19 protein-coding genes are annotated in these 22,480 nt (G+C 66.5%); 11 read left to right on the top strand and 8 right to left on the bottom strand.

The genetic code is table 11. The annotated features are described in order from the left end of the window. Positions 1 to 138 precede the first annotated feature (138 nt). From ACFW6D_RS30075 to ACFW6D_RS30065, 3 genes are all read left to right on the top strand, one after another. The gene (locus ACFW6D_RS30075; RefSeq protein WP_379333703.1) at positions 139 to 573 is read left to right on the top strand and encodes a trypsin-like serine peptidase; all 435 of its coding nucleotides are present in this window, start codon (positions 139 to 141) and stop codon (positions 571 to 573) included. A 49-nt stretch (positions 574 to 622) separates the two neighbouring features. Next, positions 623 to 2,068, top strand: coding sequence for a M6 family metalloprotease domain-containing protein (locus tag ACFW6D_RS30070; RefSeq protein WP_379333701.1), 1,446 nt, complete (start codon positions 623 to 625; stop codon positions 2,066 to 2,068). A gap of 138 nt (positions 2,069 to 2,206) precedes the next feature. Continuing rightward, positions 2,207 to 5,929 (top strand): helix-turn-helix domain-containing protein, encoded by a 3,723-nt coding sequence (locus tag ACFW6D_RS30065; RefSeq protein WP_379333700.1) that lies wholly within the window; start codon positions 2,207 to 2,209, stop codon positions 5,927 to 5,929. 497 nt (positions 5,930 to 6,426) lie between these two features. On the opposite strand, the gene ACFW6D_RS30060 is transcribed toward ACFW6D_RS30065, so the two are convergent. The 3 genes from ACFW6D_RS30060 to ACFW6D_RS30050 all read right to left on the bottom strand — a co-directional run bounded on the left by ACFW6D_RS30060 (position 6,427) and on the right by ACFW6D_RS30050 (position 9,856). After that, entirely contained in the window at positions 6,427 to 7,494 is a 1,068-nt protein-coding gene (locus ACFW6D_RS30060; RefSeq protein WP_379333699.1) for a hypothetical protein, read from the bottom strand. A gap of 501 nt (positions 7,495 to 7,995) precedes the next feature. Then, a complete protein-coding gene (gene cas1, locus ACFW6D_RS30055) occupies positions 7,996 to 9,252 on the bottom strand; it encodes a CRISPR-associated endonuclease Cas1 (protein ID WP_379333697.1) in 1,257 nt (418 codons plus the stop codon). Further along, positions 9,194 to 9,856 (bottom strand): reverse transcriptase domain-containing protein, encoded by a 663-nt coding sequence (locus ACFW6D_RS30050; RefSeq protein WP_379333695.1) that lies wholly within the window; start codon positions 9,854 to 9,856, stop codon positions 9,194 to 9,196. Before ACFW6D_RS30050 ends, cas1 begins: the two co-directional genes overlap by 59 nt. A gap of 714 nt (positions 9,857 to 10,570) precedes the next feature. Here ACFW6D_RS30050 and ACFW6D_RS30045 point away from each other — a divergent pair. The 5 genes from ACFW6D_RS30045 to ACFW6D_RS30025 all read left to right on the top strand — a co-directional run bounded on the left by ACFW6D_RS30045 (position 10,571) and on the right by ACFW6D_RS30025 (position 14,240). Further along, positions 10,571 to 11,395: an OmpA family protein gene (locus tag ACFW6D_RS30045; protein WP_379333693.1), complete on the top strand. Its 825-nt coding sequence runs from the start codon at positions 10,571 to 10,573 to the stop codon at positions 11,393 to 11,395. Between the two features lie 12 nt (positions 11,396 to 11,407). Then, positions 11,408 to 11,755 carry a hypothetical protein gene (locus ACFW6D_RS30040; RefSeq protein WP_379333691.1) on the top strand — a complete coding sequence of 116 codons (348 nt, stop codon included), beginning with the start codon at positions 11,408 to 11,410 and terminating at the stop codon, positions 11,753 to 11,755. Positions 11,756 to 11,775: 20 nt separating this feature from the next. Beyond that, positions 11,776 to 12,108 carry a hypothetical protein gene (locus ACFW6D_RS30035; RefSeq protein ID WP_379333689.1) on the top strand — a complete coding sequence of 111 codons (333 nt, stop codon included), beginning with the start codon at positions 11,776 to 11,778 and terminating at the stop codon, positions 12,106 to 12,108. 43 nt (positions 12,109 to 12,151) lie between these two features. Beyond that, positions 12,152 to 12,970, top strand: coding sequence for a hypothetical protein (locus ACFW6D_RS30030; RefSeq protein WP_379333687.1), 819 nt, complete (start codon positions 12,152 to 12,154; stop codon positions 12,968 to 12,970). A 574-nt stretch (positions 12,971 to 13,544) separates the two neighbouring features. Then, complete coding sequence (locus ACFW6D_RS30025; RefSeq protein WP_379333685.1) at positions 13,545 to 14,240, top strand: hypothetical protein; 696 nt, start codon at positions 13,545 to 13,547, stop codon at positions 14,238 to 14,240. On the opposite strand, the gene ACFW6D_RS30020 is transcribed toward ACFW6D_RS30025, so the two are convergent. The 3 genes from ACFW6D_RS30020 to ACFW6D_RS30010 are packed head-to-tail and all read right to left on the bottom strand — an operon-like array spanning position 14,166 to position 18,153. After that, entirely contained in the window at positions 14,166 to 15,557 is a 1,392-nt protein-coding gene (locus tag ACFW6D_RS30020) for a hypothetical protein (protein WP_379333683.1), read from the bottom strand. The genes ACFW6D_RS30025 and ACFW6D_RS30020 overlap by 75 nt on opposite strands. Continuing rightward, positions 15,554 to 16,897 (bottom strand): hypothetical protein, encoded by a 1,344-nt coding sequence (locus tag ACFW6D_RS30015; RefSeq protein WP_379333681.1) that lies wholly within the window; start codon positions 16,895 to 16,897, stop codon positions 15,554 to 15,556. Before ACFW6D_RS30015 ends, ACFW6D_RS30020 begins: the two co-directional genes overlap by 4 nt. A 2-nt stretch (positions 16,898 to 16,899) precedes the next feature. Then, on the bottom strand, positions 16,900 to 18,153 hold the full coding sequence (locus tag ACFW6D_RS30010; protein WP_379333679.1) for a hypothetical protein: 1,254 nt from the start codon (positions 18,151 to 18,153) through the stop codon (positions 16,900 to 16,902). A 220-nt stretch (positions 18,154 to 18,373) separates the two neighbouring features. On the opposite strand from ACFW6D_RS30010, the gene ACFW6D_RS30005 reads away from it, so the two are divergent. Together ACFW6D_RS30005 and ACFW6D_RS30000 are read left to right on the top strand one after the other, a co-directional pair. Beyond that, the gene (locus tag ACFW6D_RS30005; RefSeq protein WP_379333677.1) at positions 18,374 to 18,661 is read left to right on the top strand and encodes a LuxR C-terminal-related transcriptional regulator; all 288 of its coding nucleotides are present in this window, start codon (positions 18,374 to 18,376) and stop codon (positions 18,659 to 18,661) included. A gap of 75 nt (positions 18,662 to 18,736) precedes the next feature. Beyond that, complete coding sequence (locus ACFW6D_RS30000; RefSeq protein ID WP_379333675.1) at positions 18,737 to 19,141, top strand: hypothetical protein; 405 nt, start codon at positions 18,737 to 18,739, stop codon at positions 19,139 to 19,141. 5 nt (positions 19,142 to 19,146) lie between these two features. Here ACFW6D_RS30000 and ACFW6D_RS29995 read toward each other — a convergent pair whose 3' ends face one another. Continuing rightward, entirely contained in the window at positions 19,147 to 19,428 is a 282-nt protein-coding gene (locus tag ACFW6D_RS29995; RefSeq protein WP_379333673.1) for a response regulator transcription factor, read from the bottom strand. Positions 19,429 to 19,667: 239 nt separating this feature from the next. On the opposite strand from ACFW6D_RS29995, the gene ACFW6D_RS29990 reads away from it, so the two are divergent. Next, positions 19,668 to 20,894 (top strand): TetR/AcrR family transcriptional regulator, encoded by a 1,227-nt coding sequence (locus ACFW6D_RS29990; RefSeq protein ID WP_379333671.1) that lies wholly within the window; start codon positions 19,668 to 19,670, stop codon positions 20,892 to 20,894. 4 nt (positions 20,895 to 20,898) lie between these two features. Here the strand turns inward: ACFW6D_RS29990 and ACFW6D_RS29985 are convergent, their stop codons facing one another. Beyond that, positions 20,899 to 22,320: a phenylacetate--CoA ligase family protein gene (locus tag ACFW6D_RS29985; protein ID WP_379333669.1), complete on the bottom strand. Its 1,422-nt coding sequence runs from the start codon at positions 22,318 to 22,320 to the stop codon at positions 20,899 to 20,901. Positions 22,321 to 22,480 lie beyond the last annotated feature (160 nt).

Genomic DNA, 22,480 nt, shown 5'->3' with positions numbered 1-22,480 from the left:
GGGGTAGCGACGCTGGCCAACCTCGCCCACGCTTACTGATTCCTGGCGGGTGGATCGCTCGCCGTCGCTAATTCAGACTTACGGGACATCCCTTACTACGACGGCGCCTCGATCCACGGTGCGTGGGCGGCGTCGTGGGTGACCAACGCCCACGGCTACGCCAGCCATTCGCAGGGCGACGACATGGCGGTCATGCGCCTGCAAGTGCCGCTGGGCAGCAGCCTCGGCTTCTTCGGCTTCCGGACCTACCACCCCGCCTGGCAAGACCAGAATGTCTGGACCCTGCCGGGCTATCCCTGGGACAAGGACTCGGGTAACCGACCCTGGCTGCATCTGAATTTCGCGATCATCGACGACGACAACGACGGTGCCGGTGTGGAACTCGAGTACCGGGCCGACACCGAAGGCGGGCAGAGCGGCGCACCGGTGTTCGCCTGGTTCAACGGATCTCCCGATGTGGTCGGCACGCACTCCGGCGGCGAGGACAACTTCGGCGAGCCTCGCCAGAACGTCGCCGCCGGTGGCAACGCGTTGACAAACTTGCTGCACTGGGCGCGCAACACCTGGCCGTGAACCGCCGGCCGCGCGAGCAAACACTTCCATCGACACTGAGGCAACCATCATGAAACTCACCCTGTCCCCGACCTCGCGGCACAGCTGTGCCGACGCACTGTGCCCGGTTCCGCTGTCGCCGCAGGCATTCAGCAAGCTGTATCTGCGCTATCTCGAACTCACCAGCACCCACCGACTCCCGGCCTCGACGACATTCGAGCAGTACTACGAGTACTGGCGTTCGGGGCGTCGCGGCGAGAACATCGTCGGTCTCGACGACGGCTCCACTCGGCTCGTGCCGGGCAAAGCCAAGGAATTGATCGTGCGCCCCGACGTGGCGTTGCGCGGTGTCGTGCAAACGATCGTCTTGCTGGTCGACTTTCCCGACAAACCCCACGACCCCGCGCACAGCACCGGCTACTACGAGGCAATGCTGTTCAGCGACAACGCCTTTCCCACCGGAAGCATGCGTGACTACTACCGGAAGGTCAGCGGCTTCGACGCCGCGACCGAGAAGGGCATCGACATCCAGGGCACTGTGCACGGCTGGTTCCGCATGCCGCGGCCGCTGTCGTTCTATACCGACGGAACCTCGGGCACCGGCAACGGATTTCCGCGCAACGCCGCCGGAATGGCCCGCGACGCCGTCAACGCCGCTTTGGCCGAAGGGGTGGATTTCGGGCCCTACGATGTGCTCGGCGAGGACATCGTAACCGCGTTGTTCATCGTCCATGCCGGGCGCGGAGCGGAGGAGACCGGATCGGCCGACGACATCTGGAGCCTGAAATGGGCGATCCCGGGCAACGGAGTCAAGGTCGAGCCCGGCTTGTCGGTCACGACATTCCTGACCGTGCCCGAGGACTGCAACATGGGTGTGTGCGCCCATGAATGGGGCCACCTCGCCGCCCGCTGGGCCGACTACTACGACACCGGCCAGAGCCCGAACTTCCGGTCGGCCGGGCTCGGTGACTACTGTCTGATGGCTGGGGGCAGTTGGGGCAACCACGGCATCACCCCGGTGTTTCCCAATGGGATGCTGCGAACGTTCCACGGCTGGATCGCGCCCCAGGTAGTGACGAAGACGACCGAGCGCATCGCGTTGAAGCCCGCTGCCGAAGGCGGCACGATGGTGTACATCCGAAATCCGGAACGGATGCCACGCGAAAGCCAGTACGTCGCGGTGGAATATCGTCGTCAGTCCGGGCAGGACGCCTTCCTGCCCGACCAGGGCGTGGCGATCTATGTGGTCGACGAGGCCATCGCCGACGTCAACGACGAGCACGCGCTGGCCATCGAATTGATGCAGGCCGACGGCAAACGGGACCTGGCCGCGATCTTTCGCGGCGGAAACCGTGGCGACACCGACGACCTGTACCCCTTCGGAGCCAACAACACGATCGGCAAGCTCACCACGCCCCCGTTGAACATGCCGTCCGGAAAATGGTCCGGCATCACGATCACCGTCCACGGCACACCCGGCGACGATCAGATGCTCATCGATGTCACCTTGGCCTGATCTCCGTATCGGCCGCGGGCAAGCCTGCCGCGGCCGATACGGCGAGTCGGCTCGGCGCGCCGCTGTGACCCGCGACCTGGTCTGATCCAGTACGGGCGACCAGCGAAAAGTGCTGTGCGCGTTGGCTACACTGCGCTGGTGGGCGACCAACACTGCCACACCCCGGAATCCATCCGAACACGGGAAGACCTCGCCTCCGCGCTCGCCGACTTGCGCGAGTCCGCGGGCTTGACCGTGCGCCAGCTGGCCCAGAAATCGGGAGTTCCCCAGGGCACGATCGGCAGTTGGTCCGCCGGGCATCACGTCCCGACCAAAGCCAACGAGCCCATGTTCCGCAAGCTGTTGGGCGCCTGCGGCGTCACGGACTTGACCGAACAGGACGCGTGGGCGCACGCCGTCGAGCGTGTGCGCGCGGCCGGCGGGCGCCGCGCCGCACTCAGCGACCCTCCGTATCTGGGGTTGCTGCCATTTCGCGAGGCCGACGCCGCCCGCTTCTTCGGCCGCACCGAACTGACCGAACTGCTGCGATCACAGGTGTCCGCGGCGACGCACAACCGTGGCCCGGATCGGGTTGTGATGGTGATCGGGGCATCGGGCTCGGGCAAATCGTCGCTGTTGCATGCCGGATTGATCCCCGCGCTGCACCGCGACGGCATCGAGACCTGTCTCATTCTTCCGGGTCGGCATCCTCTGAAATCGCTTCGAGCGGTAGCTGATTCGGCGGCAGTCGTCGTTGTCGACCAATTCGAAGAAGTGTGGACCCTGTGCGCCGAGGAGGTCGAACGTCGGCAGTTTCTCGATGCGATCACCGATCCGGACCCGGTCGTCGTGCTCGGACTCCGAGCTGACTACTTCGCCGCGGCCGCGGCCGAACCCCGTCTGCTGGCCGCGTTGAACGCGCGGTCGACGGTCGTCGGTCCGCTGTCCGCGGCGGCGCTGCGTCAGGTGATCATCGAGCCGGCCCGAGCCAACGGTTGCGATGTGGCACCCGAGTTGGTGAACCTGCTGCTCGCGGAGCTGCAACCGCGCGGCACCGACTTCGCCCACGACGTCGGGGCACTGCCGCTGCTGTCGCACGCCCTGCTCGAAACCTGGCGCAGGGCAGCCAGAAACACCCTCACCGTCGCCGACTATCAGGCGTCCGGCGGCATCGGCGGCGCGATCGAACAACGCGCCGAACAGCTCTACGGGCAGCTGAGCGAACAGCACCAGCGCATAGCGCGCAAACTGTTCTTGCGGCTGGTCAACCTCGACGATCAGACCCACACCCGCCGTCGCGTGCGCCGCACGGAACTTCTGTTCGACGAGACCGCCGTCGACGCGGTGATCGACGAGTTCGCCCACAGTCGACTGCTCACCGTCGACGAACAGACCGTGTCCATCTCCCACGAGACGTTGATCGGCGCGTGGGAACGGCTGGGCGACTGGATGAACGCCGACCGCGAGGAGCTGATCCTGCATCGACGGCTCACCCTCGCCGCCCAGAACTGGGACGACAGCGGCCGCGATCCGACCGCGCTGCTCGGTGCGACTCGACTGCCACCGATCCGTGAGTGGGCCGAATCCGGCCACCATCACGAGCTCAACCTGCTCGAACGCGAATTCCTCACCGCCAGTACCGAACACCATCAGCGAGTCCGCGACGGCGAGCACCGTCGCAGACGCCGGCTCCAGCAGATGGTGGCGGCACTGGCGGTATTGCTCGTCATCGCGGTGACCGCGGCGACGATCGCCGTGGCGCAACGCGCGAGCGCGCGCCTGGCCCGCGACCAGGCGGTGTCACGACAGGTCGCGGGCGCCGCGATCCGGCTGCGCGACACCGACCCCGCCTTGGCGGCCCAACTGACCTTGGCCGCCTATCGGATCAACCCGACCTTCGACGCGCGATCCGCCCTCCTCGACGCCTCAGCGATACATACCCCGGTGCGCCTGGCCGGCCCACCGGGCAATACCCTCGTCACCTCGGGCCCAGGCCAGGCCTTGTTGCTCTGGTCGGCCGACGGCACCACCTCGCTGCTGCGGAGCGACGCCGACCGACCCCGTCTGGTCACCACGGCCCTGCCCGCGATGCCATCGCTGATCGCGATGACACTGAGCCCCGACGCCATGGTGCTGGCGCGCGGAAGCGATTCCGGCATCGAGCTGTGGAGTGTCCGCGACTGGGATGTACCGACACTGCTGGGCGCGATCGCGGCCGAGTCGGTCACCAGCCTGGCTTTCGGTCCCGACGGTCGCACCGTCATCGCGGGAACCGAAGGACCGCAAATCCGCCGCTGGCAGATCGACGACCCCGCCCGTCCGACCGAACTCACACCGTTGCACCTGCCCGGTGGGCGGGCGATCGTCACGGTCGACGCCACCGGCCAACGCCTCGCCGCCGGCGGCAAGTTCCGCGCGCTGCGGGTGTGGAACCTCGTCGCCGGTCCCGACGCGACACCGCTGCTGGACCTACCGCCCGACGCTCCCCTCGACACCATCCAAGCGCTGCAGTTCAGTCCCGACGGCTCGACGCTCGCGGCCGGGACACGCTCGTCCCAGGTCTTACGCTGGCGACTCGACGGCACGGCCCCGCCGACACAGCTGTCCCCGTTCACCGGGTTCACCAGCTACGTCAACGACCTCGCCTTCAGCCCCGACGGATCCCGACTTGCCGCCGCCAGCTCCGACAACTCGACCCGGATCTGGACCCTGGCCGACGACACCCCCGAACTCACCCTGCCCCACCCCGCAGTCGTGGGATCGGTGCGCTTCGCAGACAACGACACCGTCGTGTCCGCCGGCGTCGACGGCACCACCCGACTGTGGCCACTCCCGGGCCCGACCCTGCGCACCGCCCGCGCCAAGATCGAATTCCTGTCCTTCGACAGCGCGGGCACCACCTTGCTCGTCGGCCCAGGACGCGGCGAAACCCGAAGCTACCTCTGGGATCTGACCGACGCACGCACCCCGCGACCACACCAACCACTCGACCTGCCCCATCACGACACCCCCACCGGCGCCGTCGCGATATCACCGCACGCGACACTGGCTGCCATCGGTGCCACCAGCGGACAGGTCTACCTGTGGGACATCAGCACGCGAACCCGCCCGCGCTACCTCACCGCCATCCAGGCCGTCCCGTCGCTGGTGGCGTCACTGCTGTTCACCGCGGACGGCACCGAACTCATCGCGGGAAGCCAGGACCACCCCGTCATCACGATCTGGGACATGGCCGATCCCGCAGCGCCACAACGCCTTTCCACACTCGACTCGAGCCCCGCCCGACCACGCGACATCGCTATCGACCGGACCGCGTCACTGCTGGCAGCAGGCACCAACGCCGAACACGTCCAACTGTGGGACATCCACATCCCGACCGAGCCACGAAAACTGGTGTCCCTGAACGACTTCGACGGCACCGTCAACAGGATCGCGATCAGCCCCGACGGAACCCTGCTCGCGGCAAGCGGCCACGACCCCACCGTTCACCTTTTCGACGTGACAGACCGCCACCAACCACGCCTTCTCGCCCACCTGACCGGCCCGATAGAACCCGCCTACAGCCTCGCCTTCGCCCCGAACGGCCACACCCTCGCCCGAAGCGGCAACGGCGGAATCTGGCTGTGGAACATCGCCACCCCAGACCAACCACACCCGCTGGCGGCGCTGACCGCCGACCAGGGCCGCGTCAACGACGCCAAGTTCGGCCTCGACGGCCGGTTACTGGTCGGCGCGGGCGAAAAGAAGACCGTTCACCTGTGGACAACCGACCCCGACATGGCCGCCGCCGACATCTGCGCCACCGGCAGCACCCCACTGACCCCGATCGAATGGGCACGCCACATCCCCGACTACCCACCCCGATCCCTGTGCCCGACTTGACCAGGCGACCCACGCCAGGTTCGGTGCCTGCGCACCGAAGTCGCGATTGAGTCGATCACCAGCTCGGACGCCGTCCTTGCCGGTGCCCAGGTTCCGGTTGCTGGACGGTCCCAGAAGCTGCCGAACGTCCAATATCGAGATGAAGGCGGATTTGGTGAGTACCTCGAATCTGGCCCCGGAGCAGAATGCGTCGACCCCCACATCAGCCACCCGGCGAAAAGATCCGATCGATTGCTCAGCTCGTAGTGAGGAATCGAAGTTAGCAGCCTGACCGGCGTCGTCGTGACTGAGCACGATCAGTGGGATTGCGGTGGGGCGGAAGACTTCTCCAGCACCATTGAGTCGTTTGAGCGGTTGGCGGACGGATTCAACCCAACGGTAGCGACTATAAGCGTCGGAGCAGCCACAAACGTCCCCACGCGATAAACGTCCCGAGACCTCATGTCCCCCTGGACATCTGCTCGATGGTAGCCGCTACCAAGACAAGCGATATTGCCTCACGACTCCCACTGCGAGATCTCCGAGTCAACCCGTCGACATTGCGCCGCGTCGAGCACCCGTCCATTCCACGACCGCGTGCGCCGCACCGACTTCAGCATCGTCAGGTACTGGGTGGCCGAGTAAGCCGGGATCTGGCTGGTGTCAACCGGTTCCACACCCGTCGCCTCGACATGCCACTCGAGGCTACCGACCAGCAACTCATGGGACCAGCTGAGCAACACATCGTAGAGCTCCTCAGCCCGACATACCTGACGTCCGTCCAACTTCCCGCGCCGCCAGGATCGCATGTCCCGGATGGTGTCCAGCGCCGCGATGATCTCCGAGTCCGAGAAACCGCAGAGCACGCCCTCCCGATCAGCGTCGACCCGCCGCGCGCACACCTGCGAGACACGGCGCAAGTATTCGACCGCACCGCGGTCATCGCAACGACCAAGCATGATCCGGGCCGCGATCGGCTCACCGAAAGCGACACCGCGCACCACGAAGTCCGCGACGGCCACCTCGACCGCGGTGAACAGCGGCGTGTTGTCGATGGCGCGCAGGTCACCGAGCTTGCGCGCCGGGCGCGAGCTAAACGGGGTCTCCGCGAGATAGGACCGACCAAAGTCCTTGACCGCCAGGTCAAGTCGGAAGATCACATCCTTGGCCGCGGTCATCCGGTGCGCCACGTCAGCGGCAAGGTAAGCCACCATCGCCGCCCGCAACGCAGGCGGCACCGCGCGCACTCGACGCGCGTTGCGTTGACCGCGCCCGGCTTGGCCCACCTGACTCTGGTCATCGGCGAAATGCTCCGGGCACAACGCGGCCCGGTCGAGCAGGGCCAAGCAGCGGTCGAACTGGAACGCGTAGCGCGGGTCCTCGGCCAGGACCGCGACCCGGTAACCGACCTCGAGCGGGGTCTGCACCTGGTACGCGGTCGCGTCGAGACCTCCCCGACGCAACCTGGCTGTGACCACCCGCGCCATACCGACGAACCGCTCGCGAGTCACTTCGGTGACGCAGAACGGATAGTCAGCCCGGTGGGCACAGGCAAACACGTGGCTGGCCTCGCTGATGTGCGACATGTGGTGTCCCCTCGCTTCACCCGGCGCCCGATTGCCGCCGGTTGTTGCTGACACCAGCCACATGCTGTGGAGCACAGCACGACCATCGCGGATGTCATCACCTGACATACCGATCTCCCGGCGCACGCCCGGAGGCGGGGGACGACACCGGAAACCGCGGACCCGGAGCGGTCGATGAAGGCAATCTACGACTATCAACACAGCGATAACCGCGACCTCGTTCGATAAGGCCTGACCCCGAGACCGACCATTGCGCCCAAGCGCAGCCCGCGCGACCGAACTAAAAATGGGGCGCCAAGTCCGCTCAGCAGAGTTTCAGTTCCCTCGCGGGAAGCGCGTTAGCGCGACAGCTCCCTGATTTTGCCCCCTCTGACCTGCGTCGACACGCCGAGAAAACGCGCACCCCTACCTGAACGATCTTGTTTCAGAACCAACAACATCCAAAACCTTCTGACCTGCGGAAATGTGGCCGCGCACCCCCAGCGCGACACGCCGACCCGATCAGAGGATGTAGTAGCCACGGCGTTCCTCCAGTACGCGCTCGCCGATGATTGTGTGGGAGGTGGCGTGCAGGGGCATCTCGTAAATTCTTACCTGGTCTTCGCGGCGATCGATGATGGCTCGGATGCGGGAGAGCAGCAGAACTCGGTTCGCTGTGGTCGGCAACTCGATTTCGAAGACGCTGAGTTGTACGCGTGGGCCGTACTCGGTGAGCAGTACGGAGAGTGTCGTGCGGCGGACGGCTCGGGTGGCGATGATTCGGAGGACGGTGGTATCGGCGATTAGGGCGCGGAACTCCTCCATCAGGTCGAGAGCCAGGCTGGGGCGGGCGCGATGGCTGGTGTGGAGGAAGCCGCGGGTGGGGTCTAGGCCGGCGAGTTCCACCGCGTGGCGGGCTTCGGCGGCGAGGATCGTGTAACAGTAGGACAGCATCGCGTTGACCGGATCCCGTGGCGGCCTGCGGTTTCGGCGAGCGAAGCCCCAGTCCGCCGGAATCAGGGTGCGCAGTGCGTCGAAGTAGACGCGGGACGCGGCGCCCTCAATTCCGTGGAGCCCAGCGATCGTAGTGGCGTTCGCGCAGTGATCACGCAGGCGATCGAGGCGGGCTGGAGTGGGCTGCGGCACCAACCTACGACGAGAATTGGTGCGGGTGAGCAAGGTTCGACCGTTGGCGATCTTTGCCCGCACCATCGCGGCGGCCAAGGCACGCGAACGCTCGGTATCGTCTTGGGCCGCGTATTGAGCCCGAAGTACCTCGTACCGGCCACTATCGGGCGACAGGAAGACGGTGTGCTCGTGGTGGGCGTCGACCACGACCAAGCCAACTCCTGACCGGGCCGCCAAACTCAGCGCCGCCGAGGTGATCAGCACTCGGTCGGCGCACACGATCATGCGAGTGCGCCCGGCTGGGTGGCGGAAGTTGCGGTCGCTACCGGTCACGACGAACCTGGTGCCCGAGGCCCGCAGCGCCGAGCCGCGTCGGATGATGTGAACGGTGGCGCGGGTCGGATCGGTCAGCCGCGCGCCAAGACTCGCCGCACCAGCCCGCACGACAGTGCCGAGGAAGTCGACTCCCTCGGTGGCGCGCACGATCCGCGTCTTGTGCGGCGTCAGGGTCAGCCCTCGCTGCTTGGCAAGCCGCCGCAGCACCACGAGTTGACGTTCAGCCTCAGCCCGCGAACTCGCGGCGACCGCGATGTCATCGACATACCTGATCACGGAGACACCCTCGTCCCAACCAGCGCGATCCAGCCCCATCTAGGAAATGGTTCACCAACACCGGCGACAATGGCGACCCCTGCGCCACACCCACACCCGCGCGTTCGCCCACCGACCGCCGCGCCGCCTTCGCCACCAGATCAAGAACGGCCGGATCATCAACAGCCGCCGCCATTTCCGACAAACATTGCTCTACTCGGATCGATCCGAAGCAATCCTCGAAATCAGTCCGAATCACCCATCGCTGCCCGTCCGCGATCCGCTCCCGCAACGCACCGATCGCGTCCTCGATCCCCAATCCGGGCCGAAATCCGTAGCTGTCTGGCTGTAGCTGGGGATCGATGTGAACGGTCAGCACTGCCGCTATGGCCCGCTCGGCGATCCGATCGACCAAGGGCGGAATGTGCAAAACCCGCTGCCCACCGGCGCTTTTGGCGATCGTTGCGCGCCGCAACGGCCCTGGCTCCCAAGTGCCGGCTCGCAGTGCTGAGCCGATCGCGGCGAGGTTGGCGAGCAGCCCGTCACGAAACGCCATCACCTCCGCATGCGGCACCGGCTCGTCCCCCAATCGCGCCTCCGACACCACCCACGCCTGCAACAGATTCGCGTCCGCGACAATCGCGTCAAGCAGCCGATTCACCATCGTCGATCCCTTCGCCGTCGTTCTCACAACGACTTCCGGGACCAAACTGACACTTCAAGCCGTGACTCCGACCTCCCTCGTGGGAAGCGCCTTCGCGCAACTCGATTCTTGGAGGAATTCCCATGCGACTTTTGCGGTTTCCGTTCCCTCGCGGGATGCGCCTGCGCGCAACCGCTCCTTGATTTTACCCCTTTTGACCTGCATCGACACGCCGAGGATCCGCGCACCCCCACCTGAACGATCATGTTCCACAACCAATCTCACTCGAATCGCTCTGACCTGGGCAAACAGTGGCGCGCACCCCCACTGCGGGTTCGCGTCGGCGTGTCGGTCCCCGAGAGCAGGTGTAGCCGCACCAGCTGAGGAGATCGTATGCGCCGCCGTTCCGTCCTTGCCCAACTCGTTGTCCTCGTCGCGGTGGTGACCGCGTGTGGGACAGAACAGCCCGCACCCCAGCGTGACCTCGGTTGCGCGACAAGCCAGGGATCGCTCGCGGTTGTCGCTGCGGTGCGACAGAATTCGCCTCGACCCCGGGTGGATGGACCGGTGCGGGAGGTGACCGCCGACGCAGTCGGGGCTGGGCGTCCGATGGTGTTTGTTGACATTGATGGGTCGCCGTCGGTGCGGGCCAAGTTTGTGCCTGAGGCGCTGCCTGCCAATGAGCGGGCTCGGCGGGAGCGCGTTGACGCTGACCTTATCGAGGTAAGCGCCCGAATGAATTCGCTGCGCGCCGATGCCGGCGAAGCCGATGTGTTGGGGGCGTTGACCGTCGCGGCGCGGGCGGCGCGGACTGGTGCTGGGACGCCGACGATTCTGATGGCTGACTCGGGATTGCAAACCGTTGCGCCGCTGGACTTTTCGCAACGGGGCGTATTGGGGGCGGAACCGGGCGAGATCAGTGAGTTCTTGCGGCGGGCGCATGCCCTGCCTGACCTTTCCGGGGTCGCGGTCCTGCTCGCCGGCATCGGCTCGACCACCAGCCCGCAACAGCCGTTGACCGACGCGCAGGCCGCCAACCTGCGCGCGATCTATCGGGCGGTGCTCGGCGCCGCCGGCGCGTTGTGTGTGGCGTTTCTCGACACCGTCCCCGATCGCACGCCGACCGGCTCACCCTTCCCGGTCGCGCTGGTCCCGGTTCCGGCCACCCCCACCTTCGCCGCGACACCGACCGTCTTCGACAGCGAGACCCTGCGGTTTCTCCCCGACAGCGAACAGTTCGCCGACTCCGCCGCCGCCCGCGCGGTCTTGGCCCCGGTGGTCGCGGCCTTGCGGGCCGATCCCCGCCTCCGGTTGCAGATCACTGGAACTACCTCGACCGGCATTCCGGGGCAGGGCCGCGATCGGATCGAATTGTCCACCGCGCGTGCGGAATCCGTCCGTGCGGTACTCATCAGCGAAGGCATCGCCGCTGATCGGCTGACCGCCCACGGTGTCGGCACCAGCTTCGCGGAGTTCGAACCCGACCTCACCGCCGACGGGGTGTTACTGCCCGGCCCCGCCGCCCGCAACCGTTCCGTTCGACTCCAGCCGATCAGCTGAAAGGTGTGAGGAATGCGACTGGTCAACACCACCCCGCACGCCATTGTCTTGTTCACTGCCGCTGGCCCGCTGCGCCTACCGGCCGCCGATGCCGTCGCCCGCGTCGCCGATGACGTGCTCACCGCGGACCTGCCCAACCCGTTGCCGGTCCCGGTCCGCGATCTGGCGCCAGGCACCGTGGTGGATGGCCTGCCGACGCCCGTCGACGGGGTCTACTTCATTGTCTCGCGCGCGGTAGCGCTGTTGTGCCCCGACCGCACCGACCTCGTTGTGCCGGGAGCGGTGCGGGTGCGTCCACCGCACGGCATCCTTGGGTGTGCCGACTTGGTTCGCTATCACCCACGGCGACAACAACATTGACTCCCGTCGAGAACACAGCGATGACGCTGATCAACCTCACTCCGCATGAAGTCGTGCTTGTCACCGCGAACACCACTCATCGACTGCCGCCAGCGGCGCACCCAGCCCGGATCATCGACACCGCTGGCCCGGCCGCCGCGGCCGCCGACCTTCCCATCCCGGTGCGTCAACGGCTGCTCACCGACAACATCGACGGGCTGCCCGGCGCCGCTGACGGTGTCTACTACGTGGTATCGCGCGCGATCGCGATGGTGGCCGTCAACCGAGCCGACCTGCTTGTCCCCGGCCCGCTACACACGTTGTCTGACGGGAGGCTCGGCTGCACCGAACTCCTCCAATTCACCACCCGCTGAGCCATTTCCGGCGGTGCAGACGTACTCGACCTAGGCTTTTCCTATGCGCACCTGGTACCTCGACCTGACCTACCACAGCGGCCCACTCGACGGCGATCGCATGCGCGCCCCGCGCGGAACCCAGGTGCGGGAGATGGGCATCGAACTGCTCGGTGAGCACGTCACCGCCGACAACCAACACGACGACAACGTCAAACCGCGCGCGCTGTTCCTACAAACCCCGGGACCACGCGACCCCGGCGTGCTCGAGCTCACCTGGCTCTCGGACCTATGGCCGCCGCTGCGCACCCCACCCAAGACCGGACAACTCAACTGGAGCAACGGGATCAGCGTGGTCGAGTTCGCGCTGCGGTCCGCGCCAGCCACCGTCACCGCCGCCGCGCTGTGGCACTACTTCACCACCACCACGAGCGAGAACTGGACCGCGTGCGGTTTCCGCACCCGCTCTGGTGTGTTGTTCAAACGCGACCACACCGAATATGTCAGCGCCACAAACATTCTCAACGCGTTGACCAACCGCTGGGAACTACTCAACACCTGGTCACCGCCGACCGAACCAGCCCCAACTGAACCGAGCCTGGTGCCCACGGAGATCCTGGAACAGCTGATCACCACCACCACCATCGCGGCAGTACGTCACTGCACCCGCGCGATCCCCCATCAGATCGCGACCAAACTGCACCGCCCCACCCCCGCTATCCGCGAAGTCCCCCTCACCTTCGACCTCGACCTGCACTGCGCGTCCACCGATCCCGTTGTGCTGGTGTGGTTTCGAATGCTGTGCGCGTTCGCTGAAATCGCCTCGATCGGCCGCTACACCCCCACCGGACTCGGCGCGGTCATCACAACCCCAGTCCGCTGAAGGCAACACCCCGAATCCGGTCCCGGCCGTACAGAGTGATCGCCCCGCACATGACAGGAGAACTCGATGCCCATCGACCAGCCCCCGTCTCCCCGCAGATCAGCGAACAACGTTACGTCGAGGAGCAGCAAAAGCTTCAACGGAAACGGGATGAGGAACGGAAGAAGGCCCTCGCCGCGGAGATGCGGCGCAAGGCGCAAGAAACCAAGCATTCGACTCGCCGTACTACGAAGATGGGCTTGGATTCGAACCACACCCCTCGGGCGATAAGTGCCCTGAGAGTTGACATCCTCACTCAGTGCCCACTTGTCCCCTGATCAGACGACTGTGCGATGGGATTCACCCCCCTACGCTCGCCATGTCAGGTTATCGAGGAAGGGACGTCCAATGTCGAACTGCAAGAAGTGTTCTCGTCCGGTTCATGACTGCCAGGGTTGCAATGGCGGGCGAGCCTCGGGGATCGGCGGCAAGCTCGGATGTAGCAAGTGCAATAACACCGGGCTGGTGTGCAGCGAACATGCCGGGCACTGGAAGTAGCTGGCGGAACAGTCGGTAGGCGAGAGCGGCACGGGAGATGACCGGTCGAGGTGTTGGCGCCGACCGAGCGACGTCGTTTCTGCCGTTTGCCGACGGAATGGTGGCCGCGGCGGCGCTTGGCGAACTCGCCGCCGCGACACCTGAGGTCGACGCGGGTTCGGTGGCGATCTTGGCGATTTTCGCGGGCATCGCGGCGGCTGTCCTGGCCAGGGCGAGCTACCTGTCGGGGGTCGCCGACTTCTTCTACTCCGGCATCGGACTCCTCGCCTGCGTCCCGGTCACCATCGACTTCGTCCGCGGCGGGCCCTGCGATACCGCATCGGCCGGTCTGCGCTACTCGATGTTCGCGTTGTTGCTCGCGCTCGCCGCGGTCGGCGTCTTCGCGGGTGTGGTTCGCTTGGGCTTCTCGGTCAAGTTCGGTTTGCGGTGGTTCGGCGCGCTGGAGATCCTCACCGTCGCGACATCGGCGGGTATCGAACCGCTCGCGCACAGTCCCGTGCCGATCGCGGTGATCATCGCGTTCGCGCTGCCGCTGGGGTTCGCGGCCGCCGTACGCCCGGGGACCACCCTGGACGGTGTCAACTCCCTGATCGCTGCTGGTGCGATTGTCCTCGCGGTACTTCTGCCTACCTGCGGCGCCGAGTCCAACGCGAACGGCCTAGTCCTCGTTCTGGTTTTCACCGCCACCTTCTTTGTCGCGAGCGCGATCGGGCGCAGAATCCGGACCAGGTGAGTCAGCGCGCGCTGACGCGACCGTGTGGCTCAACGATGCCCAGACCAGCGGGCTGGCGGCGATGTCCCCGGTCGCGCACCAACGGTCGAGTTGTTCGCGCTGCCACGCGCCCAGTTCCCCGATGGGGTCAGCACTTTCGTGCGCGGCGTCCACGCGCAGGCCGAGGTCGGACGCTGGTCTGGCATCGGTGCCCGGGTAACAGGTGGTGAACGCGCGATTGGCTGGCAAGATCCACCGGGTGGTGGTGATCAAGGACGCACCCGCGTCGGCCATGGCGATCACCAAACCAAACGTTTCCGCGCAGCGATAGTCGGCGCCGCCCTCGCAGGCGATGAGCGCGACTCGCGGCGGCATCGGCCACAGCCGGGCACCAGGCACGGGAGCAGTCTCGCCGTAGAAGCGGTGCGCGTCCGCGTCCCCGGCGAGCGTGCCAAGCAGCAGGTCGATCGCCGCGAGTGGCCGGTGATCGCTGGGCGCCCGAGTGACCGTCCCACCCAGGTTGGGCCGGGTCAACGGTTCGGCCATGCCCCAAGATGAGTCCCGCGTGTCGCCCAGATGTAGTGCGGCCGAACCAGGTTCGGCCACCGTCGCCGATACGTGGCCGTAGTAGAACAGCCGCGAGCGGGGGACGCGCAAGGCGGCGGCGAGCTCCCCCCTGCCGAACCTGGCATCCAGAGCGCGGTACTTGTCGTCAGCCAAGATCCGGCCACGGGTCACGTAGTCGAGGACCCGTGCGCGGAAGGCACCTCGATCGCCCGGGTCGAGGACTGGGCCGAGCCCGTGCGCGGCCGCGCCGTTGGGTGTGCGCGGGTCGATGATGAGCAGCGCCGGGTGTTCGGCGACGTCGGCCCACTCGGGTGGAGACACCGAACGGGCGGTGTGGATCGCGGCGGGCGGCTCGTGGACGATCTCGGCAACCTCCAGTAGACGCCGCCCGTCGGGCAAGCACAGCAGTTCCCATGGAACCCGCGACAGTCGCCGGCTCGGCGTGAGCCGGAGCCGAATCACACCGCCGCGAGCTGCGATGTCGGCCCGCAGCACGTCGGGCAGGACCGCCGAGGTCAGGCATTGGGCCAACCTCAGCTCGGCGGTGGGCTCGGTGAGCGCACCTGACAGCGCACGCTGCGCGGCCTGCTCGTTTGTCTCGTCGTCGCGTGGGGCGAGCAACGCCGAATCAAGCTGTGCGAGCGCTGATTCGACGGTATCCCTCGCGAGCACCGCGTAGGCGCACCGGTCGGGTGTGTCGAGCCAGCGCCAGCTCAGATAGGTGTCGCCCGCGTCGACGGCCCGCACCAGCACCTCTGGCCGGTCGTTCACTCGGTTGACTCCGGCGCGACCAGCTCGCACAGCAACACCTGACCTGGACAGTCATCGCCTCGACCGATCGCGTCGAGATAGTCCCCGACCGCCGCGATGCGAGCCCGAATCGCCATTTCCCGGTGCGGTGGTTGGTCGACGAACGCCAGCTCGCCGAGCTGGGCCCGGCCATTGGCGATGGCGGTCTCAGCGGCCATCAGCAGCATGTCCAGCTCGGGCGACTCGGCATCGGCAGCGCGCAATGCGGTCGCGCGGCGGTGCAAGTTCCAGCCATGCAGCAGCTCCCGATCGATTTCGATGCCGATCAAGTCCCGTTCGGCGGCCCGCACAAGCTCGGGCGCGACCGTTGCGGAGAACAGCCCGAAGCAACCGACGGCGGGGTCATCCTGTGCGGGCAGTTCGGCGCTCAGCACGCCGTCATCAGCGGCGGTCACCGGCGCGACGGCGAGCAGGCGGCCGGTGTCGGGGTCAGCGCGGTAGGCGAGCAGTTCATTCGCCTCGGCGCACCATGGGTCGACACCGCGAGCCAAGTTCGCGATGAGGACGAATGTTTGATCAGCGGCTCGGTAGTTGACCTGAAGTTCTGGAACCTCTGGCCCAGCCCAGGCGATGATTCGGGGCGCCAGGACGGTGGGATCGATGGTCACCTCCTCGACGTCGGTCAGTGGGGTGACCCTGGAATGGGTAAGTGGCCCAACGCTGGCCGATTCGGCCTCCGCGGCCCAGCCCACCATCGCCACAGCCAATTCGAACTCGTCGACGCCGACCAACTGTTCGGCCAGCTCCCGCACCTGCTCAGAGAGCCCGAGCCTGGCCCACACCGCGACAAGCTCACGCACCAATTCCAGTGCCGGCCTGGGTATCTCACTGTCGACTGCGCGCTCCCCGAGCGCGAGCAACGCGTATTCGCCGAACCCGAACAGCCGTCGCGCCGCCCCGTCGTGACCACAGCGCAGTTCAGCCAACCCCTCGTCCAGCAGCAGCGCCCCGTTGTCGAGCGGTCGCAAAGTCCATCGGGCGACCGACGCGACGTGGCCACGCTGAGCCCACGCGGACGTGAGATCGGGACAATCGAAGCTCGACACCGACGGCCCGCCCGCCACCAGCACGCTGACCAGCGAGGCGAGCGCCCGATCGTCGAAGGGCTCCGCGAGCGGGGCCGGGTCGGTGTCCGGATCGACAACCCAGCCAAGCGGGCTCGCCGGGGTGAGCGGGTCAAGCACCAGGTGAACTCCCGGCCCGACCTGGAATTCCACGGCGGGCAGCACCGACGGTCGCGACGCGAACCAACTGACACCGCCAGCCTCATCGACGACAACTCGCCCCGGACGATAGCTCATCGTCACAGTTCCCCTCGTGCGTCATCGACTCCGTAGTGCGCGAGCAGCGCCGCGGCCTCATCGAACCGCACCGCGACCCGGCCGACCGCGCCAGGATCACTGAGTTCGGCGAGATCATCCGTTTCGGTGACGGCGCTGACTGCCATGAGCAGCATCGCGCCGACGAGCCCGGCAGCGTTCGCCGGTTCGACCGCGAGCGCGCCGGGCGGTCGAGCACCCCGACCGCCCAACTGCCACGCCCTGGTCACCGCCGCCCGGATCTCCTCGAAGGGTGGCCGCGCGGACGCCCCGCCAGTGAGCCACTCGTACGCGAATTCGACCTCCCACGACGGCTGCCAACCGGCAAGCTCACGCAGGGCGACAGCGGCGCGAGCGACAATGTCGGCACCCTCGACCGCGGCGTAGCCGGTTTCCCTGGCGGCCACCGCCGCGTCGAAGAACTCCGGCACACCGATTTCGTGGCCGGTGAGCCGCGACAGCGATCGCGCGTCGTCTTGACCGACCCCCTTCAACTTGAGGTAAATGACCGACGCGTCGCGCGGTTCGATTCCGTCGATTATCTGCCGCAGCAGCACCTTTCGGGCGCGCTGATAGCCCGCCGCGAGGTTCGGATGATCGCGCAACCGCCGGGTGTAGGGCGGTCTCGGAGCGTCGCGCAACTGGGTGGCGAGCAACCGATCAACACGGCGAAATTCCGACTCGGTGGGTTTGCGGCGCGGCTCGTCGGGATCGCCGTACACGGCGAGTTCAGCGAGCCGAGCGTCGAATGCCGCCACGACCGACTCGTCGGACTCGAACTCGACACGCTTGTCCAGCAGGATCGAGGCGTAGCGACGCAGCGCTATCGGTAGATAGCGATCCCGATGAGCGTTCGGGTCGCCGATGAAGCCCTCGGCTGTGGTGGCAGTGTCGACTACGCCACCGACCCCGGTGGCTTCAGCGGGCGCGGCCATGACTGTGCGCACCGTTCGCGGCACCGCCAACTCATAGCTTTTCACCGAGTTACCCAGTTGATTGGGTATGCCCCGCGGTCGATATCGGTGGGCCGCCTCAGCGAATTGCGCACTGAATCGAGCGAGCGGATCAACGTAATCCGCGCACAAACGCGAAAAGGCGAGCCAGCCAGTGGGTTCATCGATGGCGGTGTTGGTGCCCGCGAGGAAGCTGGCAAGAGCGCCGTAGGTCGACCGCACCCAGTCGCTGGTCCCTCCGAGCAGCCCTGCCCAGCTCTTCATCTCGTCGCGAAACTCGTTCATGCGGGGCTTGGGTGGGTGTGCACGAACAATCCAGGCGTTGACGATCGCCGTCCGTGAGGTTTCGGCGCCAGCAGCCGATCGCGTCCACCACCGCTCCGCTACCCAGTCCGCCGACGGATACCGGGTCGCGGAGTTCGGTGCTGTCACCGCCTCAGGCTCGCACACTGCGGGCGCCTTCGGTATCGGCGAATTGAATGACATGGATCCGGGAGATCGGTGAATGAGCATGTCCGACACCGCCAATGCCCTCACCTGCCCCTACTGCCACAGCCGACGGTACGAGCCAGCACCGCTGTCCCCCCGCGAGACCCAGGTGTTGCGCACCTGGCTACTGCGCGCATCCAAACAACAGGTCGCCCGGGAACTGTTTATCTCGACCGGGACAGTCAATACCCATCTGGACCGGACCAGGGACAAGTACAAGGCCTGCGGGCGGTCGGCGAAGACCAAATCAGAATTGCTCGCCAGGGCGCTGCAAGACGGCATCGTGACCCTCGACGAGCTGTGATGTCGGTCAAATCATGGACTACCCCGGCCCCGGGCGGCCAGGCAGACTAGCCACTGGTTGGCAAGAAACGGAGGCATGGTGGACCAGCGCACGGTCTATGAGGTCATCGTGCCAGCGCGCGCACTGAGTGAGTTGATCGACGCCGTGCACGAACTGGTCAACTACGCGCCAACGCGAAAAGCGCGCCGCGACAACGTCACCTACCTCGACAAACCAGCCGTCACCGACTTGCCCGTTCCCCGCCAACGCAGCGGCCCATGGCGCGCGGTCGCCGCGATCATGGTGCTGCTGCGTCAACATCCGCCGGTCGAGGTCGTGTTCGGTCTGCATGGGGCGTGCGCATCGGCGGAGTTCTGGTGTCGCGCTGATGAATCCGAGCAGGTCATCGACCCGACGTGGCCCAGTGAGTTGGCGAAGGCGACCGCGGCGGCGCTCACCGCACGCGGCATCACCTCCCATGCTGACCGACTGGCTCGATAGCTCGGTCACAACTGGTCAAGTCGAACAAGGCCATCCTGCAACGCCCTAGCGACCAACGCCGCCTTGGTCCCCGCTGACCGACCGACCGCTTCGTATTTGTCGCGGGCCCGCGACAGATGCGTGTTCACGGTGCCAATCGAAATGAAAAGGCGGCGTGCGACTTCGGACTTGGTCTCGGTGAGCAGCCACGCGACTAGGACCTCTTCCTCACGCGCGCTCAACCCGGCCGGGGCCAGGCGGTCGCGTTCCGGCTCAGACGCGGACTCGAACGCGGGATTCCCTGGCATCACAACCACCCTTCACACACGGTCTACGAGTGGGGCGCCCGCGGTTCGCCAAGGCATCCCGCTCTCATCCAAGAGCAACTCCCCAGCGAGGTCACTCCTGTTGTCGCGCATAGTGACTCTCAGCTGAGGACAATCACTCTCAGCGGGTGTAACGACACGCTTCCCCCGATCCGAAAGCATAAGGGGGCCTACGTTGAGGAGAGTGACCGATTTCCGCCGACCCGATCTCCGCGCAGCTCGTGAACGCCGGCCTGCGCGCGCTGCTCGACCACCCCGAAGCCATCCTCGCCCGCGGGTTGCGCAGCGAGGACGTGATCAACGCGGCCGGTGTGTCGCAGGCGACCTTCTATCGCCGCTTCGCCACCAAGGGCGCCTACCTCGAGACCGTGCTGGACGAACTGCGCGCCAAACCTGACTGCACCACCGACCTGGTCCGCGCACAGGTAGCCAGCCAACTCGACACACACGCCGGATTTGGTCGCGACGTGGTCCGCGCGCTGACCGACCGCTACTTCAACACCGCGAGCGACCGGCTCGAACTCGGCAAATACCTGATGGCGCAAGTCTTCTCGGTTGCCGACTCCCGCACCGCGCACGCAGTTCACGATCAGCTGCACCATCGCGATGACATGGCCATCGCCGGTTTCGACGTGGCCTTCGAACGCACCGGCGCCTCGCTTCGCGCGCCATTCACCACCAAAACCCTCGCAGTGGCCATCACCGCGTTGATCGATGGATTCCGATTGCGAGCCAACGGCGATCCGCACACCGTCACCCCAACGCTGGTTGCCGACACGATCGTCGCACTGCTCAATGGGACCGTGGCGACCACCGACCACAAGCAGCACATCGACGACGTGCTCACACCGATGTACCCGACCGTACCGACGACCGCGCTCCCCCGTGACCCGCGTGGTGCCGTATTAGCCGCCGCGCGTGCGGAATTCACCGCGCGCGGCTATTTCGCCGCGGAGATGGAAACGATCGCCGACCGGGCGAAAGTGCCCGTCGGCACAATGCGCACCCTGTTCCCGAACAAACCGCACTTGATCATCGGGGCGTTGCGTCGCCACGTCGCCACACTCGCCGAAGCAACCGCCGACGACGTGCTGTTCGGTCTGCCCTCGATCACCATTCTCGGCAACCATCTGCTGCGACTAGCCCAGCTCGCGGCAGCCGAAGAACCATTCATGGACGCGCTGCTGGTCGCCCTCGCCCACGACACCCGCAGCGAGCCCGACGGGCTGCTGTCGCTACGCGAACACGTCAACCTCCCCGCGATCATCGCCCCCGTCATTGCCCAAGCCCAGGCTGACGGCACCATCGGCCAGCTCGCCGACGCCGACGAGCTGGCCGCGACCATCACCAATATCCAGCTACACCGGTGCTTCACCCGCCGCGCGAACTCTCCCGAGGACAACACAACCTTCATCCTCAACCTGCTGTTGCCCGGGCTCGCCCGCTGATCGCCTACTCGCCCGCGCGACCGTCATGTTTGAGCTGGTAGCGGAACTCGGCGCTGCCGTAGGGCCTGGGTTCGACGATGGGCCGCGCGCGGTCACCAATGCGGGTGCACAGGTCGCGGTACTCGGCGCTGGCCGCGCACAGTGTGGTCACGAAGACATGACGGACGTCATCGGCGAAGGCCGCGCCTGGCTGGTGGTCAGGTCGCAGCTCAACGAGCAGGCGAAGTCGATCAGCTCCGGCCGCGTCTGTGGTCTTGCGCAGGACGAACTTGCCGGTCGCCTTGTCCGCGACCGACGCGCTAGCCAACGCGGCCCGGATATTGTCCGGGGCGAATTTGACCGAGTAGAAGCTCTGCGCGACGTCGCGGCGCCCGCGCACGCTGACAAATCCGCGCGCCGGATCAGCGCACGACGCGACGCGACGCGACTGGCCCAGCGCGGCACTGAGTTGTGCGCCGGTATGGACATCACCTTCGTCGTTGATCCGGTAGCGGATAAGCGGCATGGCATTGGCCAGGGTGCAGATCAGTCGGCCGCTCTCGTCGGTTTCGAAATAGCGGTAGGCGGGGTCATATTCGACCAAACTCGGCACCACCATCTCCTCGCCGAACAACGCGGCGCGCACGTGCGGATCACGCTCGGCGCGGCGGCGGATCGCGATCGTGCGCGGGGTCTCATGGCCGAACATGCCCGCGTCGGCGGCACCGTAGATCGAGCAGGTGTCCTGGGTGCGCCCCGGTTTGCCCAGCAGCGCCAGCAGATTATCGCGCCAGCCCTCGCTGATCCCCTCCCCCGCCATCAAGACCTTCAGGTCCTGGTCGAGCACCGCGGCGGGCGCCCCATCGAACACGTCCCGGACAAACGGCGGGTAGCCAGCCACGACGACCTGGTCGTAGTACGGGCCGAGGGCGGCGATGTCGGCGCGAATGAGATCAATGTCCATGCCGGGGGTGAGTACCGAGACCGGCACACCGTGGGCTGGCAGGTCGGCGAGGCACCGGAAGGTATAGGTGCCACCGATCCAGTCGCCCATGGAGAAACCGACGATGACCAGGGTCGGACGCGTGTCTGCCCCGAATCCGCGCATGATCCGCGCGTGCAGCTCGACGCCCTGGTCGTGGGAAAGGCAGGCGCGCGCCCAGTACGTCGGCGCCCCTGAGGAACCCGAGCTCGCGGAGAACGTGCCCGCCGCGGTGATGTCGCCGCCGGGCAACAATTCGTTGAGGGGGTAGGCCCTGACGTAGTTGTCCTTGGTCGTCGCCGGAACCTGGGCGAAGTCGGCGGGCGTGCGCACCAGCGTGGGATCAACCCCATTGTCGGCCAGAAACTTTCCGTACGCGGGCACGTCGACCGCGGCGCGCTGGAACACGCGCAGGGCACGAGCGAAACCGGGATGGGCGCCGGTGTTCGACACCTTCGAGGCCATATCCACTCCTGTGAGTCCGCGAGGGGCCCAAGTGCCGCTCGCGGATCTCCCACCGATCTCCCGGTGCCCGGACTGCCGCATGCCTGTCGTCTCCGGGACCGCATTGTCGGCTATTCGCACGACAGACAACGCAACTGGTTGGTGTCAGAGTCGAATCGCG

It is taken from the genome of Nocardia sp. NPDC058705, assembly GCF_042749305.1.
GTDB lineage: Bacteria > Actinomycetota > Actinomycetes > Mycobacteriales > Mycobacteriaceae > Nocardia.
This window is presented reverse-complemented; position numbering and strand designations above follow the sequence as displayed.